This window comes from Rhizobium leguminosarum (assembly GCF_004123835.1).
Taxonomy (GTDB): domain Bacteria; phylum Pseudomonadota; class Alphaproteobacteria; order Rhizobiales; family Rhizobiaceae; genus Rhizobium; species Rhizobium leguminosarum_M.
In genome coordinates, this window is the sequence record NZ_MZMU01000024.1 from 375,153 (window position 1) to 391,917 (window position 16,765).

Consider the following 16,765-nt stretch of genomic DNA (forward strand, 5'->3'; position numbering starts at 1 on the left):
CCCGTGGCGATAGAGCAGCCGGAGGTTTCACGGCGGTTGTGATGTGGATCCGTTATGCTCTTAGCGCCTGCGCCGGCGATTGCCGGTAGGCGAGTACTGCCGGCAGCGCGGCAAGAATCGTGGCAAAGGCAAGCAGCACCGCTGCAAGCCCGGCATCTTCACGGGCGAAGCCGACCGGCATGGCGACCCCGCTCGTCTCAGAGAACATGCCGGACAAGATGAGGGCCGCGGCATAACCGAGTACGAATCCGAGTGCGATGCCGACCGCCACCAGGAAGAAGAATTCCAGCCAGACGATGCCGAAAATCGCGCCGCGCGGGGCACCGAAGGCCCTGAGTGCGCCGATCTGACGGCGGCGCTGGCCGATATGGATGACCGTGACCAGCACTAGCGAGGCTGCGACGAGAGCTTGCGCGCCGGAGGCGACCGCGACGAGGATCTGTTTGGCGTCGCCGAGCGTGGCGTAGAGATTGGTCAGCACCTCGCCGGGAAAGACGGCGACGGTATTGCCGCTACGATAGTCCTGCCGCAGCTTGTAGGCATCGGCGATCGTCTTCGGCTTGACGAGAATGGCAGGAAGGCCGGGAGCGCCCGCAGTCCAGCTCTCATCCAGCGCGGCATCCGGATCGGCCTCCCCGTGATGCTCATGCCCATCGTGATCAGGGCCGGCTTTCTCATGCGCATGACCATGTTCAGCGCTATCCGTACCGGACGCCACTTCATGATCGTGCTCGGCTTCGGCACCGCCCTCCGCATGTTCCTCCGCCTCCATGCCATGGATGTGCCAGACGGCCTGGATCGGAACGAGAATGGCCCGATCCCAGGCGGTGCCGGTCGGCCGCAAGCGGCCGGCGATATGATAGACGAGCTCGGTATGGGTCTCGCCGCCCTCTTCCAGCGACCCGTGCATCGGCTTGATCTCGCCGCCGAGCGACAGCTTGACAGCGGCGCCGATCACGGCTTCGCCCTCGCGCCCGAAAATCTTGCCTTCGGCTAGACCGCCGGACAGGTTCTGCGCCAGCATGGTCGTCGTGCCGATGATCGGATAGCCGGAGAAGGAATCGCCGAAGCCGATCGGAGCTGCCCAATCGACCCGTGGATCCGCGGCAAGTTTGCCCAGCACTTCGCCCGGCATCAGCGGCAAAGGCGAGGGCTGCAGGAAGACGGAGGACAGCACGAGCTGCGTCTCGCTGCCGCCGGCGCCGATGACAAGATCGAACTTGTCGGCAGCGCGTGCGCTGCCGAGACGAAGCGCCCGCTCCTGCAGGACGACGGAAACGCCGAGCGCGGTCGCAAGCGCCACCAGCAGCACGACCACCAGCGATCCCGCCCAAAGGCGACGAAGATCGGAAAGGATGAAGCGGATCATGCAGCTTCTCCTGCCGTTGCCGCGGAATCTTCGCTGATCCGGCCGGAACCGAAGGTGATCCGCCGATCGAGGCGGCTGGCCAAGCGCTGGTCGTGTGAAACGACGATCAGCGTGCTGCCTTCGGCGATGGCCAGATCGAGGATGAGATCGCCGACCGCCTCGCCGCTTTCGGCATCGAGGCTTGCGGTCGGCTCGTCGGCGATGATGACGCCGGGCTTGCGCAGCAGCGCCCGGCCGATCGCCACGCGCTGCATCTCGCCGCGCGACATGGTTTCGATCTTCTGGCCCGGACGGGAAAGACCGACGGTGCTCAAAAGCGAATGCGCCCGCTCGATGACATCATCCGTGGCGGCGCCGGCAAGACGCGCCGGCAGCAGCACGTTATCCAGCGCCGACAGGCCGGGGAAGAGATGGAACTCCTGCATAACCAGGCCGATATTGGCGGCACGGAATCGGTCGCGCCGGCTTTCTGAAAAATTCGCGATATCCTCGCCGTTCCAGCGGATGCGGCCTTGGCGTGTCCGCTCCAGCCCGGCAACGATATTGACGAAGGTGCTTTTGCCGGAACCGGAAGCGCCTGTAATGGCGACCCTGCTGCCGGCATCGATCGACAGGCGGCCGATCGCCAGTGCCGGCGAGGACAGGCCCCGGAAGGCAACGGAAAGGTTTTCGATATCAAGAGCGAGCATATCGTTCAGGCAGCGGAATATTCGGCTTGGCGGAGGCGCAGCAGGCTGACGAAGCCGGTGTCCGGGTCCGTCCAGGAACCGTATTCCAGCGTGCCGCGCACTTCTATCGTCTGGCGCGGCTGCACGAAGGTCTGCTTCTCGCCGAGATAGACGACGACGATATTGTCCGGCCAATCCGCATCCGAGGAGCAGAAGGGGCAGAGCGACATCGGCACCTCGGTGAGCACGAAGAACTGGGCCTCGGCTTTCAACGGCGGTGCCATGAAACCTTTCATGCTGACGTCGTTGCCGGCAAGGCGCTTCACCTTGTCGGAAAATTCGAGGCCGAGCACGCCGAACTTGCCGTAAAGTTCATCGAAGCTGATCGAGGAATCCGCAGCAGAACTCGGGCGAGCCACAGCGGTAAAGGCTAGCGTACCGATGGCGCCGATCAGGCCGCGGCGGCTGAGATGCAGCGAAGGGAGCTTTTCCATGGCGATCTCCAAGAATGAAGTCCCGGCCGCTGAACGGCCGGGACCATGATCGACGAAAGGGGCAAGGCCGGCAAGCGGCCTTGCCGGATTCAGATCAGTTCGTCTGCTTGGCGCCGAGAGCGAAGGTGTCGGCAAGCACGCGATAGACGTCGCTCTGTTCCATGTAACCATGGAATTCTTCCGAACCCGGGCCTGCCGACTGCAGGACGACGTCGTCGACCGCATGGACGCCACTTTCGCTGCTCTTCGGAAGATTGCCCTGAACGAAGACCGCGCCGGGAACATCCTTATACTGCTCGTTGGCGACATATTCCTTCTTTTCGTTCTGGACAGCCGGAACGAACGGACCGTCGAGCTTCGGACGGAAGGTCTCGTAGTGATCGGGGCCGTTATTGGCGCTCAGGAACAGCCGGCGGCTGACGTCGACCTTATCGGGATAGCCGTCGCCGTTTTCGTCCTTGTAGTTCGGGAAGCCAGCCTCGGCATAGGTCCCGACCTTTTCGCGCATTTCCGTGCCGGGCTTCTCATCATCGACGGTACCGATGATCGATACGCCGTGGGTGTGGTCGCCGGTGACGACGATCAGCGTATCAGGATGGGCCTTCTGGAACTCGCGGGCAACACCGATCGCCTTGTCGAATTCGATGGTGTCGATGACCGCACGATCCCAATCTAGTGGATGCGACATCTTGTCGATGGAGGAGCCTTCGACCATCAGAAAGAAACCCTCCGGATTCTTCGAGAGGCGATCGAGCGCAACCTTGGTCATATCAACGAGGCCCGGCTGGTTCGGGAACTTATCGACCGTGCCCTTCTTCAGGAACTCTCGATCGAGCGTGACGTCCATGTTGCCGGTGTGGAAGAGACCGAGGAGATTGCCTTCAACCGAGGCATTGGCGGCGAGCTCGTTCTTATCGGTCGCCAGCTTATAGCCGGCATCCTGGAACAGCTTGATGTAATCCTGGTTATCCTTGCGCTTCGAACCGGCAACCTCCTTGCCGAGGAAATAGGCCGAACCGCCGCCAAGGATAACTTCCGGCTTCACCTCGAGCAGCATGCCGACGATGTCGGCCTTGTCGTTGCGGCTGCGGGTATGGGAAACGACCGCAGCTGGCGTCGCGTCCTCGACTTCGGAGGTCGCGACGATACCGATCGACTTCTTGGTCGTGCGGCGAACGGCTTCCCCAAAGGTTTCGACACGCGGATCATCGAGCAGAGCCGGCGTACGGTCCGCATAAACGCCGAGTGCGTTGACGGCCGTCTTATGGCCCGTCATGAAGGCCGACATGGTGTTGGCCGAGTCGGTGGCAACCGCATTCGTCGCCGACGTGCCGATGAAAGCCATGCGATCGAGGTCGTCCATGTTCAGCCGGCCATTGGCCTTCCCTTCGGTCATGCCCTTGGACATGATGCGGGCGGCGGTGCGGTGCGCAACGGAAAGCCCATCACCCAAGAGGAAGATGATGTTCTTGGCCTTCGGCTGAGCCGCGGTTTCGTAGACGTTCCAGGTAACGGACTTCGTTTCGTCGCCGGCAGCGACCTCGACCTTATAGGCGCCGGGGGCGGAAATCTTCAGGCCGCGCAGCAGGATAGCGGAGCCGAGAGCCTTGTCATCCTTGCCTTTTTCCAGTTCGACGAACTGCGCCTCGCCCCCGAGGACGGTCTTGTAGTCCTGGCCGTTGACCGTGATCTTCACGTCTTCGGGCTTGACTTGCTTGTTGAGCTCGACCTTGAAATCGAACGGTGAACCGGCAAGAATCGTCGCGCGATCAAGCGGATAAACCGTCGTCGCCTGAGCGGCGCCCGCAAGGATGGTGGTGGCCGCAAAGGCGGCAAGAAGCGTACGCATGGAAAACCCCCGTTTTCGTTGCAGACATTAACAACCGGGCCGGGATACCTCCCGAGAATGACAGCGGCATGACAAAACGTCGCAGCATTGCGGCCGCCGCTTTCGCATGCCGGCTCTGAGCGCAAAAACCTTGACTCCTGTGGAAAACCTTCTAAGAGCAACAGCGGAAAAGGAATCTCCATGGTTCGCGACGAACACGCCATTGCCGAATGCAATGACCGGGCACGAGTTGCCGGGGTGGACATTGCCGTTCCGGTTTCTTCCAAAACCAAGGCCAAAACGACGACGAAAACCGTCTGACGTCTCTGGCCTGCCGCTCTCTCCCCGGCTCGGCTGGGGACAGGAAGACGCGATTAATCGCGTCTTTCCCCTCACCGGACAAGAGGAGAGAAGAGAAAGAGAGCTTGAGAAATGGGTTTCAAAGTAGCAGTTGCGGGAGCGACCGGAAATGTCGGCCGGGAGATGCTCAACATCCTCTCCGAGCGAGGCTTCCCCGCCGATGAGGTCGTGGCACTCGCCTCCTCGCGTTCGCAGGGCACCGAGGTTTCCTACGGTGACCGGACGCTGAAGGTCTCCAATCTGGAGAATTACGATTTCTCCGATACCGACATCTGCCTGATGTCGGCCGGCGGCGAGGTCTCCAAGAAGTTCTCGCCGAAGATCGGCCAGCAGGGCTGCATCGTCATCGACAATTCCTCGGCTTGGCGCTACGACGCCGACGTGCCGCTGATCGTGCCGGAAGTGAACCCGGATGCCATCAGCCAGTTCACCAAGCGCAACATCATTGCCAATCCGAATTGCTCGACCGCCCAGCTGGTGGTGGCGTTGAAGCCGCTGCACGACTTTGCCAAGATCAAGCGCGTCGTCATCTCGACCTACCAGTCGGTCTCCGGCGCCGGCAAGGACGGCATGGACGAGCTCTTCAACCAGACGCGCGCCGTCTTCGTCGCCGATCCGATCGAGAACAAGAAGTTCACCAAGCGTATTGCCTTCAATGTCATCCCGCACATCGACGTCTTCATGGAGGATGGCTACACCAAGGAAGAGTGGAAGGTGCTGGCCGAGACGAAGAAGATGCTGGACCCGAAGATCAAGGTGACCTGCACGGCGGTGCGCGTACCGGTCTTCATCGGTCATTCGGAATCGGTCAACATCGAATTCGAAAACGAGATCACCGCCGACCAGGCCCGCGACATCCTGCGCGATGCACCGGGCTGCCTCGTCATCGACAAGCGCGAGGATGGCGGCTACATCACGCCATATGAATCCGCCGGCGAGGATGCAACCTACATCTCGCGCATCCGCGAGGATGCGACGGTCGAAAACGGCCTCAACATCTGGGTGGTCTCCGACAATCTGCGCAAGGGCGCTGCGTTGAACGCCATCCAGATCGCCGAGCTGCTCGTCAATCGTGGTCTCGTCAAGCCGCGCAAGCAGGCTGCCTGATACCATTTGTAAACCATAATATGCTAAAGCCCTGCTGATGATGAAGGCAGGGCTTTTTGCCGAATTATGGACACTTCTGTCCATAGGCGCTTGCTGAAAAAGGTGATCGTGACAAGATCGCCTTCGGCTGGCATTCTGCCCGGCATCAAGCCAAAGCATGCCGTCCAAAACCGTGCAGCGGTTCGGGACAGCGACATGAACAGAACGAAGACTTTGAGCGCGTCGCATGGGCCCGATCGGCCGCGGCGCGCTTCAGTGGATCGGAAGCGGGGTTTCTCATGCGCATGACAACATTCTTTCTGGCGGCGTTTACGGCGGCGGGCGTCCTCCACGCGCTGCCGGCAGCGGCCCAGGGCGCTCAATGCGGCAATAATAGCAGCGGTTTCGGTGCATGGGTCGCCGACTTCAAGCAGGAAGCGGCGGCAAACGGCGTCAGTCGCTCGGTCCTCGACCGCGCCTTCGCCAACGTCAATTACAACAGGCCGACGATTGCCGCCGACCGCGGCCAGAAGAGCTTCAAGCTCTCCTTCGACGCTTTCATGCAGAAGCGCGGCGGTGCCACGATCATCTCCCGCGGCCGCAGCATGAAGGCCGCCAATCAGGCGCTTTTTGCCTCGATCGAGCGCCGTTTCGGCGTTCCGGCCGGCCCGCTGATTGCGATCTGGGGCATGGAGACCGGTTTCGGCAGCTATATGGGCAACCAGCATACGCTGTCGGCTGTTTCGACCCTTGCCTATGACTGCCGTCGTTCGCAATATTTCACCGACCAGCTCTATGCAGCACTCCAGCTCGTCTCCGAGGGTTATTTGAGCCCGCAGGCCAAGGGCGCTGCCCATGGTGAAATCGGCCAGACGCAGTTTCTGCCGCGCAATGTCGTGCGTTTCGGCGCCGACGGCGACGGCAACGGCCGCGTCGACATGGTCGGTTCCCGCGCCGATGCACTGGCCTCGACGGCGAATTTCCTCAAGGGCCACGGCTGGCGCGCCGGCGCCGGCTATCAGCCGGGAGAGCCGAATTTCGTCGCCATCCAGGGCTGGAACGCCGCCAGCGTCTACCAGCAGGCCATCGCCTATATCGGTCAGCAGATCGACGGCAGATAGGCCCGATAGAATACGCCAAAACGCCGCTGCAATATGCGGCGTTTTTCATATGCGGGAATCAAAGCCACCGCCGGACGCCGCCTTGCGTCGCTTCTCCTGCACCGGGGCCGGCAGGATTGGTCCCGAGACAACGCAATTGCGGCCGGAGGCCTTGGCGGCGTAAAGCGCCAGGTCGGCGCGTTTGACCAGATCCTCGAAGTTCCGGTTGGTGGCTTCATTTGCCCGTCCGGCGCATCCGAAACTCGCCGTCATCTTGAGAACATCGCCGCTCGGCAGGGGGATTTCCGCCGCCTCGATCGCCAGCCGCACACGCTCGGCAACGATTGCGGCATCGTCAGGCGTCGAATCCGGCAGAAGCGCCAGGAACTCCTCGCCGCCATGGCGCACCAGCAGATCGAAGGAACGAAAATTCTCACGCGCGACGCCCGCGACATGCCGGAGCACGGCATCGCCGGCGTCATGCCCGTGAACGTCGTTGATCTTTTTGAAATGATCGAGGTCGAACAGCACGACGGAAATCCAGCGTGATCCGTGCTCGGCCTGTGTGAGAAGTGCGGATGCGGCGACCTCGAAGCCGCGCCTATTGTAAAGGCCGGTCAGAAGATCGGTCTGGGCGGCGCTGCGCAACTCCCCCACCAGCGTCTCCCGATCCTGGGTCAGCCGGTCGATCAGCCGCAGGCCCTTTGCCGCCAGCAGCAGCACCAAGGTGGCGAGTATCAGCAGGCCGGCACACAGCGCCAGAATCCGCGTCAGGTGTATGTGCGAGCGCGTCGAAAGGTTTTCGCCGGTCTCGTGAATATCCTTTGCGGCCTCGATCATCTTCTGCTGCAGGAAGCTCATGCGCTCGCTCTGCGCGGCGGCCCAGACGTCATGCACGGCGCGTGTCGGCCGCGATCCGGCGAGAATGGCATCGGTGATCGCATCCGCCTTCACCTGGCTGCTGCGGCCGAGATAAGCAACGATGTGGCGCACGACCGGCGCGGAGGAATGGAAAACCATGTGATCCATGCCCTCGCCGAGCATGACCTTGCCCTGCACGAAGAGCTCCACCGGCAATCTGGCGGAAGCCCCTTGGTCGAGATAACGGGTGCCGATCCCGGTGATCAGCCTTTCGCCGTAATAGGTCAGCAGGATGCCCATCAGCTGGTTGGATTTCTCAAGCAGCACCGGATCGCTGATCAGCGGCGAAAGCGCATCGACGACGGCAAGCTGCTTGAGAGCCGCATACCAGTAGATGGAACCGGGATCGCTGCCGGTATAACGCCCCTGGTCGACGGCGCTGCGCGCCGCGACGATACGGCTGTAGGCAAGGCTGAGGATCGATAATTCGCCGACGAGCCCCTCGTCGAGCGCATCGCGGGAGGGCAGGCTGGCATAAAAAGCGCGGCGTTCGCGATCGAGCGTCACCCGGCTTTGCTGCATGTCGATGGCAGTCCTGCTGCTGGGATGTGCAAGGTAGCGGCGGGTGGCGCCAATTTCGGTCAGAATCTCCGTGGCGGCGATCGACCCGCCACGGGCAAGCACATCGGCGAACTGCCGGTCCTTTTCGAGGTTCCAGTATTGATTGACCGAAGAACGTATGACGACGACGCCTTCAATGAGCATGAAGACGAAGGGCAGCATGATGGCGGCCAGGATAACCCTTTTGATGGTTTCGAACTTCATCGCCAATCGCCACGGTGATCAAACGTCGGTCGTGCGCGACCAATTGACGGCAAGCTTAACAACAATCCTTAAAAAACTGATAAACTGGCATGTCCCTAGATTTCGGGACGAATGAAGTCGCGTGTCTCGGCGTCCATGACCCAGAGTTCACCGGTCGAAATGTCGAACCAGGCGCCGTGGAGATGAAGCTTTCCCGCTTCCTCGAGCGCCTTGATGTCGGGAAAGCTTCTGAGATTGTTGATCGAATTGCGGATGGAGACACGCTCCAGCGCCGTCTGCCGCTCGGCAGCCGTCATCACGTCGTTGCTCTGGATCTGCTCGGCGGCAGGTTTGACCAGCGACATCCAGCGGCCGATGAAATCGCCGGGCGACAATGGCTCGGCATTCGGATCGAGCGCTGAGCGGATGCCGCCGCAGCGGCCATGGCCCATCACGACGATATCCGAGACCTTCAGCACCTGCACGGCAAATTCGAGTGCGGCCGACGTCGAATGAAAATGACCGTCCGGCTCGTAGGGCGGCACCATGTTGGCGACGTTGCGGATGACGAACAATTCGCCGGGGCCGGCATCGAAGATCAGCTCCGGTGCCGCGCGAGAGTCCGAACAGGCAATGACAAGCGTATGGGGACTCTGACCGTTTTCGGCAAGCTGCCGATACCTGTCGCGGGCATCGGCATAACGCCCGTTCATAAAGTTGCGATAGCCGTCCAGAAGGGGATTTGGAAAACGCTGCATGCTTCTGGATTAGCGCGCGCGGAAGACAAGATCAACTGCTGCACCGCAAAATGAGCGCATTGGCAAATGCGTCATTTTTTCCGCCGCTGCGCCGGGTGCACGAGCCGGCGCATCTGCACCATGGCCATCGGCGTCGAAAGGCTGGAAGCATCGCTTGCCAGCATCAACTCGTTGCTGCCGCGCTTGACGGCACGCGCAAGCACCTCGAAGACGCTGGCGGTGGCAAGCTGCAGCGCCTTTTCGTCCTCGATCCCGGAAAGCAGGCGCGACAGGAAGACGGCGGCGATGAGGTCACCGAGACCATTCGGCGGGTTGTCGACAACGCGATGCTCCGCAAGAAGGGCGTGACGGCCGGAAAGATAGAGATTGCCGGTACCGCCCGCCATCATCGGCACCGCCGATGTGACGAGCATGCGCGATGGTCCGAGCGCGAGCGCCGCCTCCATGATCGCACTGTTGTCTTCGAGGGCTGCCCCCGAAAGCCATGCGAGCTCGTAGCGGTTCGGCGTCGCGAGCGAGGCGAGCGGAATGAGATGGTCGCGAATGGCCTCAGCGGTCGCTTCCGGCACGTAAAGGCCGCCGAGATCGCCCATGACGGGATCGCAGACATAGAGCAGCTCGGGATTGTTTTGTCTCAGCGCGCCGATCAGCCGGGCGACCGAGCGCGCCTGGGCGGCATTGCCGAAATAGCCCGAAAGCACCGCCTTGACTTCGCCGATCCAGGGCGCGCGGATCAGATCGTCGATTGCCGCATCGAAATCCGTTTCCGCAAAAGTCAGCCGCGTCGAGCGGCCGTGGCCGGGATGCCAGGGCAGCACGATGGTCGGCAGGGCCCAGACCGGATGACCGAGCGTCTCCAGCGCAAAGACGGCTGCCCGGTTTCCGACCGAGCCCCGCACCACATGGCTGGAAATGACGATGACTGCGCCCGCTGCATTTTCCGACATGATATCCAAGATCCGAATGATGACCGCGTTTGATGATCTTTTTGACGCCACGCTGTCAACCATTCTTCATGCGGGCGTGGAAATGTTCGGCGGAACGAAAAACCGGAAGACGGGACTTTCGCTTTCGCTTGGCGAAGAAAGCGGAAAATCTCTTACAATTTCTCTTTTCCAGCGCCAAAAAAGCGTCAAAACAATCCTTCGGACCTCTCTTTTAGAGATTTTTTCGAAGAATCTTCTGCTAGCTTGCAAAAAATCAGACATTGAGGGAGGCGATCCATGGCTGCCAGACACAATCCGAAACGGGAAAAGCAGATCGAAAGCGCGCGCAAGATCGCCAAGGCGACAGGCGAGGCGCATCTCGATCCGGAAATTCTCTTCGGCCGGGCAAGCAATGACGATCTCGAACTCTATACGCCGGAAATGCTGGCGCTCTCCGCCGTGCATTCGGCAAAGGAGCTTGCTGCCTGGAACGGCAAGGCGCCCCGCGTCAGCATCGACACGATTGCCGATGTGACGCCTGATGGCATCGCCGTCTCGGTACTTTCAGTCACCGACCAGAACATGCCTTTTCTGTTTGAATCGGTCATGGGCGAAGTGACAAGCACCTATCGCGACCTGTTCATGGCCGTGCATCCCATCCTGGTCATGGAAAAGGGCAAGGCGCCGGCGATGTATTCCGCCGATCACCCGAGCGATCCGGCCAACCGCGTCAGCCATATCCAGCTTCATATTGCCCCCCTCAATTCCGCCCAGGCCGCCGATCTCGTCAAACGCATCGAAAAAGTCCTCGAACAGGTTCGCCTGTCGGTTTCCGACTGGAAGCCGATGCTTTCCAAGATCGACGGAGTGATCGCCGAGCTTGCGGCCAATGGCGCCAGCCGGAAGAAGGCCGATCGCGACGAAGCCGTCGCTTTCCTGACCTGGCTGCGCGATGAGAATTTCACTTTCCTCGGCATGCGGGAATATGTCTATTCCGGCAAGGGGACCGATGCCAGGGTCGAACGCGACAAGGGTGCAGGCCTCGGCATCCTCTCCAATCCCGATGTTCTGGTGCTGCGCACCGGCAAGGACGCCGTAACGACAACGCCTGAGATCCTCGCCTTCCTCGACGGCCCCGACTTCCTGATCGTCACCAAGGCGAATGTGAAATCGATCGTCCATCGCCGGGCCTATATGGATTATGTCGGCGTCAAGCGCTTCGACGCTGAGGGTAACGTCACCGGCGAGCTGCGCATCGTCGGCCTTTTCACCTCGACCGCCTATACCTCGCTCGCCTCGGAAATCCCGCTGCTGCGTTCCAAGATCGAGAAGGTGAAGGAACATTTCGGCTTCGACCCGATGAGCCATTCCGGCCGCATGCTCGACAACACGCTGGAATCCTATCCGCGCGACGACCTTTTCCAGATCGACACGACGCTGCTTGCAAGTTTTGCCGAACAGATCAACGACTTGGCCGATCGGCCGCGCGTCCGCGTCCTGCCGCGCATCGACCATTTCGACCGCTTCGTCTCGGTGATCGTCTACGTGCCGCGCGAGGAGTATGACTCGATCGTACGCGAACGGATCGGCACCTATCTGAAGACTGTCTACGACGGCCGTGTCTCCGCCTATTACCCGGCTTTCCCGGAGGGCGGCGTGGCGCGCGTGCATTTCATCATCGGCCGCTCGGGCGGCAAGACGCCACGCATTCCGCAGGCAAAGCTCGAGCAGGTGATCCGCGAAATCACGGCCCGCTGGGACGACCGTTTCGAGGCGCTGGCCGGCGCCAAGGCCCCGAAGATATCCGTCGACCAAGCTTTCCAGGATTCCTTCACGCCGGAGGAAACCGTGGCCGACCTCGCCGATATCGGTGCCTGCGCCGCCGGCGAGCCGCTGCGCATCCAGTTCTACCATCGTCAGGAAGAACAGGGCCGCATCCTCTCCTTGAAGATCTTCCACGCCGGCGGCCAGCTGGCGCTGTCGCGCCGCGTGCCGCTTCTCGAGAATCTCGGCTTCAACGTCGTCAGTGAACGCACTTTCGACATCGGGGTGCCGGCCGCCGATGGAGAAAAGAAACTCGTCGTGCTGCACGATATGGAGCTCGAGGCCCGCAATGGCGGCGAGATCGATCTGCATCGTTACGGCGCCGCCCTCGAGGAAGGCTTCGTCGCCGCCTTCGCCGGCACGATCGACAATGACAGCTTCAACCGGCTTATCCTTTCGGCCGGGCTCTCGGCGCGCGAGGCGAACGTGCTGCGCGCCTACGCGCGTTATCTCCGCCAGGCCGGCATCGCCTATTCGCAGGATTATATCGCCACGACGCTCGACAAATATCCCGGTGTTGCCGCCGCTATCTTTCGTCTCTTCCATGACACGCTCGACACCAGGCTTTCGGAGAAGGTCCGCGTCAAGAAGCTTGCCGAACTGCACCAGGCGATCGAGACTGAACTTGCCGACGTGCCGAGCCTCGACGACGACCGTATCCTGCGCCGCTACGTCAACATCGTCGATGCGACGCTACGCACCAATTATTTCCAGAAGAACCCGGATGGTTCGCCGAAGCCGATGCTGGCCTTCAAGCTCGATCCACACCTGGTCGACGGGTTGCCGCAGCCGAAACCCTTCCGCGAGATGTTCGTCTATGGCGTCGAGGTGGAAGGCGTGCACCTGCGCTTCGGCAAAGTGGCACGCGGCGGCCTGCGCTGGTCGGATCGCGCCGAGGATTACCGCACCGAGGTGCTCGGCCTCGTCAAGGCGCAGCAGGTCAAGAACGCGGTGATCGTGCCGGTCGGCGCCAAGGGTGGCTTCTATCCGAAGAAGCTCCCGGTCGGCGGCAGCCGCGACGAGATCTTCAATGCCGGCCGCGAGGCTTACAAGACCTATATCCGCACACTGCTTTCGATCACCGACAATATAGCGGGTGCCGATATCGTCCCGCCGAAGGATACCGTCAGGCTCGACGGTGACGATCCCTATTTCGTCGTCGCCGCCGACAAGGGTACCGCGACCTTTTCCGACACCGCCAATGCACTGGCGCAGGAAGCCGGCTTCTGGCTGGACGACGCCTTTGCCTCCGGCGGCTCGGCCGGTTACGACCACAAGAAGATGGGCATCACCGCTCGCGGCGCCTGGGAAACCGCGAAACGCCACTTCCGGGAAATGGACATCGACATCCAGACGACGCCCTTCACCGTCGCCGGCGTCGGCGACATGTCGGGCGACGTCTTCGGCAACGGCATGCTGCTCTCTCCGAAGATCCGGCTTATTGCCGCCTTCGATCACCGCGACATCATCATCGATCCCGACCCCGATATGGAAAAGACGCTGACTGAGCGCCAGCGGCTCTTCGACCTGCCGCGTTCAAGCTGGCAGGATTTCGACAAGAGCGTGCTGTCGAAGGGTGCAATGATCATTTCCCGCGCAGCGAAATCGGTCACACTGACGCCGGAAGCGGTTGCCGCGATCGGCATCGACAAGGCTGTGGCCACGCCCTTCGAGATCATGACGGCGATCCTGAAGAGCCCGGTCGACCTGCTCTGGTTCGGCGGCATCGGCACCTATGTGAAAGCGCCGTCCGAAACCGACGCCGAAGTCGGCGACCGCGCCAACGACCCGATCCGCATCACCGCGGTGGAGGTGCGCGCCAAGGTGATCGGCGAGGGCGCAAACCTCGGCGTTACCCAGAAAGGCCGCATCGCCTACGGTCTGAAAGGTGGGCGCTGCAATTCCGACGCCATCGACAACTCGGCCGGCGTCAATACCTCGGACGTCGAGGTCAATATCAAGATCGCGCTGGCAGCCGCCATGCATGACGGACGCCTGACGCGCGCAAAACGTGACCAGCTTCTTTCCTCGATGACCGGCGAAGTCGCGACCCTGGTGCTGCGCAACAACTACCTGCAGTCGCTGGCGATCTCGCTGACCGAACGCAAGGGCACGGCAAACGGCCTGGAACTTGCGCGCTTCATGACGGTTCTGGAAGGCGCCAAGCAGCTCAATCGCAAGGTCGAGACGCTGCCGGACGACCAGACCCTCGCCGAACGCTATGCCGCTGGCAAGCCGCTGACCCGGCCGGAAATCGGCGTGCTGGTGTCTTATGCCAAGATCGTGCTCTTCGATGCGCTGGCCGCAAGCGATCTGCCTGACGATCCCTATTTCATCGCGACGCTTTCGAATTATTTCCCCGTCAAGATGCAGAAGTCGAACGCCGGCGATATCGCCGGCCACCGGCTGAAGCGCGAAATCATCGCGACGGTGCTTGCCAACGAGGCGATCAACCGCGGCGGGCCGAGCTTCACCGTCGCCATGATGGACGCAACGGCGGCTTCAGCACCGGAAGTGGTGCGCGCCGCAATCGTCGCTCGAGACGGTTTCGACCTGACCAGCCTCTGGGCCGGGACGGACGCCCTGGACGGCAAGATATCAGGCGAGATGCAGAACCGCATCTACGAGGAGATCAGCCACAGCTTTATCGTGCTGACGCGCCTGCTGCTGAAAACGGGCATGACCAAGGCCGATATGGCGGAAGTGATTAGCCGGCTCCAGGCAGCCCTGAAGAAGCTGAAAACCGCCTTCGCCGGACAGGTGGCCGGCGAGGTCGCCGTGCGCCAGGCGGAGTACAGCCAGGCGGGCCTGCCCGAAAAACTCGCCGCCGAGATCGCCAGCCTCCCGATCTTCGCACTGGTGCCGGAGATCATGCAGATCGCCGAGCGCACCGGCGAACCCCTGGTGCGCGCCGCCGAGAACTACATCGCCGTGTCGCAGACCTTCCGTATCGGCAGGCTGCTGGCGGCGGGCGGGCGGATCCTCACCTCAGACCATTACGAGAATCTGGCGCTTGCCCGCAGCATCGACCAGATCGCCAGCGCAAGGCGCGACATCGTCATCTCGGCCCTTTCCGATCACGGCAAGGAAAAGCTGCCCGTTCAAGCCTGGCATGCACAGGATCGTATCCGCATCAACCGTATCCTCGAGGAGCTTTCAAGCCTCAGCGACGGCGGCGATCCCAATCTCGCGCGTATTACCGTTGCTGCAGGTATCCTGACCGATCTTGCGCGCGACCGGGTGAGGTGAGACAGTCCGCGTCAAAACAAGGAGCGGATGTTGAATCGCATTGACTGGACAGGAACGCAACCGCCAAAGGCCACGGAGAAGGGCATCTGGGGGTGGATGTTCTTCGATTGGGCAGCACAGCCCTTCTTCACCGTGGTCACAACCTTCATCTTCGGACCTTATTTCGTTTCCCGCCTGACCGATGACCCGGTTTCCGCGCAGACGACGTGGAGCAACATGGCGACGATCTCCTCGGTGATCATCGCCCTGCTCTCACCCGTCCTCGGCTCGATCGCCGACCAGTCCGGCGCACGCAAACCCTGGATCGGCTTCTTCGCGATCATCAAGATCGCCAGCCTGTTCTGCCTGTGGTTCGCCGCACCCGGTTCGCCTGTTCTCTATCCCGTCATTTTCATGATCCTCGCCTCGATCTCGGCCGAGTTTTCGATCGTCTTCAACGATTCGATGATGCCGCGCCTGGTCGGCAAGCACGAGGTCGGCAAGCTCTCCAACACCGCCTGGGGGCTCGGCTACCTTGGCGGCATAATCGTGCTCATTGCCGTCGTCACGCTTTTGGCGGCGAGCCCCGAGACCGGCAAGACCATCCTCGGTCTCGATCCGCTATTCGGCCTCGATCCTGAGACCGGTCAGGATGCCCGCATCACCGGGCCGATCTCGGCCGTCTGGTATCTGATCTTCATCCTGCCGATGTTCTTCTTCACACCGGATGTCGGCAGGGGTCTTCCCTTCGGCACTGCCGTCCGCTCCGGCTTGCGGGAACTCAAGAATACGCTTGGTGAACTCAGGGAGCGCCGCGGCATCCTGACATTCCTCATCGCCCGCATGATCTATCAGGACGGCGTCAACGGGCTGCTGATCCTTGGCGGTATCTTCGCGGCCGGCATGTTCGGCTGGGCGACGATCGAGATCGGTATCTACGGCATCATCCTGAATGTCGTTGCGATCTTCGGCTGCCTGATCGCCGGTCGCATCGACAAGGGCGTCGGTTCGAAGGTCACCGTCGTCATCAGCCTTACGATGCTGCTGCTCGCCACCATCGGCATCATCTCGACGGGGCCGGGTTACACCCTGTTCGGCTTGATGCCGCTGCCGGCGACAGATTCCGGCGGTCTCTTCGGTACGGCTGCAGAAAAGGCCTATATTCTCTATGGCCTGCTGATCGGGCTCGCCTTCGGGCCGGTGCAGGCCTCGTCACGCTCCTATCTCGCCCGCAGCGTCGGCATCGAGGAAGCCGGCCGCTACTTCGGCATCTACGCGCTTTCGGGGCGCGCCACGAGTTTCATGGCGACGCTGCTTTTCTCGCTGGTGACCTATATGAGCGGATCACCGCGGCTTGGAATGGCAACGCTGATCCTGTTCCTCGCCGGCGGCCTGGTGCTCCTGATCCGCACGCCCTATCCGGCCGATCGCGCATAGGGACGAACCTGCTCGAGGAAGA

General features: G+C 61.6%; 12 protein-coding genes. 5 read left to right on the forward strand and 7 right to left on the reverse strand.

The annotated features are described in order from the left end of the window. Window positions 1-52: 52 nt before the first annotated feature. The 4 genes from B5P46_RS31465 to B5P46_RS31480 all read right to left on the reverse strand — a co-directional run bounded on the left by B5P46_RS31465 (window position 53) and on the right by B5P46_RS31480 (window position 4,380). On the reverse strand, window positions 53-1,369 hold the full coding sequence (locus tag B5P46_RS31465; protein WP_129422130.1) for an ABC transporter permease: 1,317 nt from the start codon (window positions 1,367-1,369) through the stop codon (window positions 53-55). Then, window positions 1,366-2,058, reverse strand: coding sequence for an ABC transporter ATP-binding protein (locus tag B5P46_RS31470; protein WP_129422131.1), 693 nt, complete (start codon window positions 2,056-2,058; stop codon window positions 1,366-1,368). The genes B5P46_RS31465 and B5P46_RS31470 overlap by 4 nt, the downstream gene beginning before the upstream one ends. A 5-nt stretch (window positions 2,059-2,063) precedes the next feature. Beyond that, window positions 2,064-2,531 carry a hypothetical protein gene (locus tag B5P46_RS31475; protein WP_129422132.1) on the reverse strand — a complete coding sequence of 156 codons (468 nt, stop codon included), beginning with the start codon at window positions 2,529-2,531 and terminating at the stop codon, window positions 2,064-2,066. Window positions 2,532-2,625: 94 nt separating this feature from the next. After that, complete coding sequence (locus B5P46_RS31480) at window positions 2,626-4,380, reverse strand: alkaline phosphatase (RefSeq protein ID WP_129422133.1); 1,755 nt, start codon at window positions 4,378-4,380, stop codon at window positions 2,626-2,628. 87 nt (window positions 4,381-4,467) lie between these two features. On the opposite strand from B5P46_RS31480, the gene B5P46_RS35445 reads away from it, so the two are divergent. The 3 genes from B5P46_RS35445 to B5P46_RS31495 all read left to right on the forward strand — a co-directional run bounded on the left by B5P46_RS35445 (window position 4,468) and on the right by B5P46_RS31495 (window position 6,926). Continuing rightward, window positions 4,468-4,680 carry a hypothetical protein gene (locus tag B5P46_RS35445; RefSeq protein ID WP_129422134.1) on the forward strand — a complete coding sequence of 71 codons (213 nt, stop codon included), beginning with the start codon at window positions 4,468-4,470 and terminating at the stop codon, window positions 4,678-4,680. A gap of 111 nt (window positions 4,681-4,791) precedes the next feature. Continuing rightward, window positions 4,792-5,826, forward strand: a complete 1,035-nt coding sequence (locus B5P46_RS31490; RefSeq protein ID WP_012759513.1) for an aspartate-semialdehyde dehydrogenase — start codon at window positions 4,792-4,794, stop codon at window positions 5,824-5,826. 278 nt (window positions 5,827-6,104) lie between these two features. Next, window positions 6,105-6,926, forward strand: coding sequence for a lytic murein transglycosylase (locus B5P46_RS31495; protein WP_129422135.1), 822 nt, complete (start codon window positions 6,105-6,107; stop codon window positions 6,924-6,926). Between the two features lie 45 nt (window positions 6,927-6,971). Here the strand turns inward: B5P46_RS31495 and B5P46_RS31500 are convergent, their stop codons facing one another. The 3 genes from B5P46_RS31500 to pdxY all read right to left on the reverse strand — a co-directional run bounded on the left by B5P46_RS31500 (window position 6,972) and on the right by pdxY (window position 10,275). After that, window positions 6,972-8,591, reverse strand: coding sequence for a GGDEF domain-containing protein (locus B5P46_RS31500; protein WP_129422136.1), 1,620 nt, complete (start codon window positions 8,589-8,591; stop codon window positions 6,972-6,974). 95 nt (window positions 8,592-8,686) lie between these two features. After that, window positions 8,687-9,328 carry a carbonic anhydrase gene (locus B5P46_RS31505; protein ID WP_113546681.1) on the reverse strand — a complete coding sequence of 214 codons (642 nt, stop codon included), beginning with the start codon at window positions 9,326-9,328 and terminating at the stop codon, window positions 8,687-8,689. A 71-nt stretch (window positions 9,329-9,399) separates the two neighbouring features. Further along, window positions 9,400-10,275 (reverse strand): pyridoxal kinase PdxY, encoded by an 876-nt coding sequence (gene pdxY / locus B5P46_RS31510; protein ID WP_062940004.1) that lies wholly within the window; start codon window positions 10,273-10,275, stop codon window positions 9,400-9,402. A gap of 276 nt (window positions 10,276-10,551) precedes the next feature. On the opposite strand from pdxY, the gene B5P46_RS31520 reads away from it, so the two are divergent. Together B5P46_RS31520 and B5P46_RS31525 are read left to right on the forward strand one after the other, a co-directional pair. Beyond that, a complete protein-coding gene (locus tag B5P46_RS31520; RefSeq protein ID WP_129422137.1) occupies window positions 10,552-15,327 on the forward strand; it encodes an NAD-glutamate dehydrogenase in 4,776 nt (1,591 codons plus the stop codon). Between the two features lie 27 nt (window positions 15,328-15,354). Further along, window positions 15,355-16,743, forward strand: coding sequence for an MFS transporter (locus B5P46_RS31525; RefSeq protein WP_129422138.1), 1,389 nt, complete (start codon window positions 15,355-15,357; stop codon window positions 16,741-16,743). The last annotated feature ends 22 nt before the right edge of the window (window positions 16,744-16,765 follow it).

What these genes read in the sequence shown, in the direction of transcription:
- B5P46_RS31500 (WP_129422136.1), bottom strand. Translation starts at nt 8,591, where the DNA reads ATGAAGTTCGAAACCATCAAAAGGGTTATCCTGGCCGCCATCATGCTG.
- B5P46_RS31470 (WP_129422131.1), bottom strand. Translation starts at nt 2,058, where the DNA reads ATGCTCGCTCTTGATATCGAAAACCTTTCCGTTGCCTTCCGGGGCCTG.
- B5P46_RS31520 (WP_129422137.1), top strand. Translation starts at nt 10,552, where the DNA reads ATGGCTGCCAGACACAATCCGAAACGGGAAAAGCAGATCGAAAGCGCG.
- B5P46_RS31480 (WP_129422133.1), bottom strand. Translation starts at nt 4,380, where the DNA reads ATGCGTACGCTTCTTGCCGCCTTTGCGGCCACCACCATCCTTGCGGGC.
- B5P46_RS31495 (WP_129422135.1), top strand. Translation starts at nt 6,105, where the DNA reads ATGCGCATGACAACATTCTTTCTGGCGGCGTTTACGGCGGCGGGCGTC.
- B5P46_RS31465 (WP_129422130.1), bottom strand. Translation starts at nt 1,369, where the DNA reads ATGATCCGCTTCATCCTTTCCGATCTTCGTCGCCTTTGGGCGGGATCG.
- B5P46_RS31490 (WP_012759513.1), top strand. Translation starts at nt 4,792, where the DNA reads ATGGGTTTCAAAGTAGCAGTTGCGGGAGCGACCGGAAATGTCGGCCGG.
- B5P46_RS31505 (WP_113546681.1), bottom strand. Translation starts at nt 9,328, where the DNA reads ATGCAGCGTTTTCCAAATCCCCTTCTGGACGGCTATCGCAACTTTATG.
- B5P46_RS31525 (WP_129422138.1), top strand. Translation starts at nt 15,355, where the DNA reads ATGTTGAATCGCATTGACTGGACAGGAACGCAACCGCCAAAGGCCACG.
- pdxY (WP_062940004.1), bottom strand. Translation starts at nt 10,275, where the DNA reads ATGTCGGAAAATGCAGCGGGCGCAGTCATCGTCATTTCCAGCCATGTG.
- B5P46_RS31475 (WP_129422132.1), bottom strand. Translation starts at nt 2,531, where the DNA reads ATGGAAAAGCTCCCTTCGCTGCATCTCAGCCGCCGCGGCCTGATCGGC.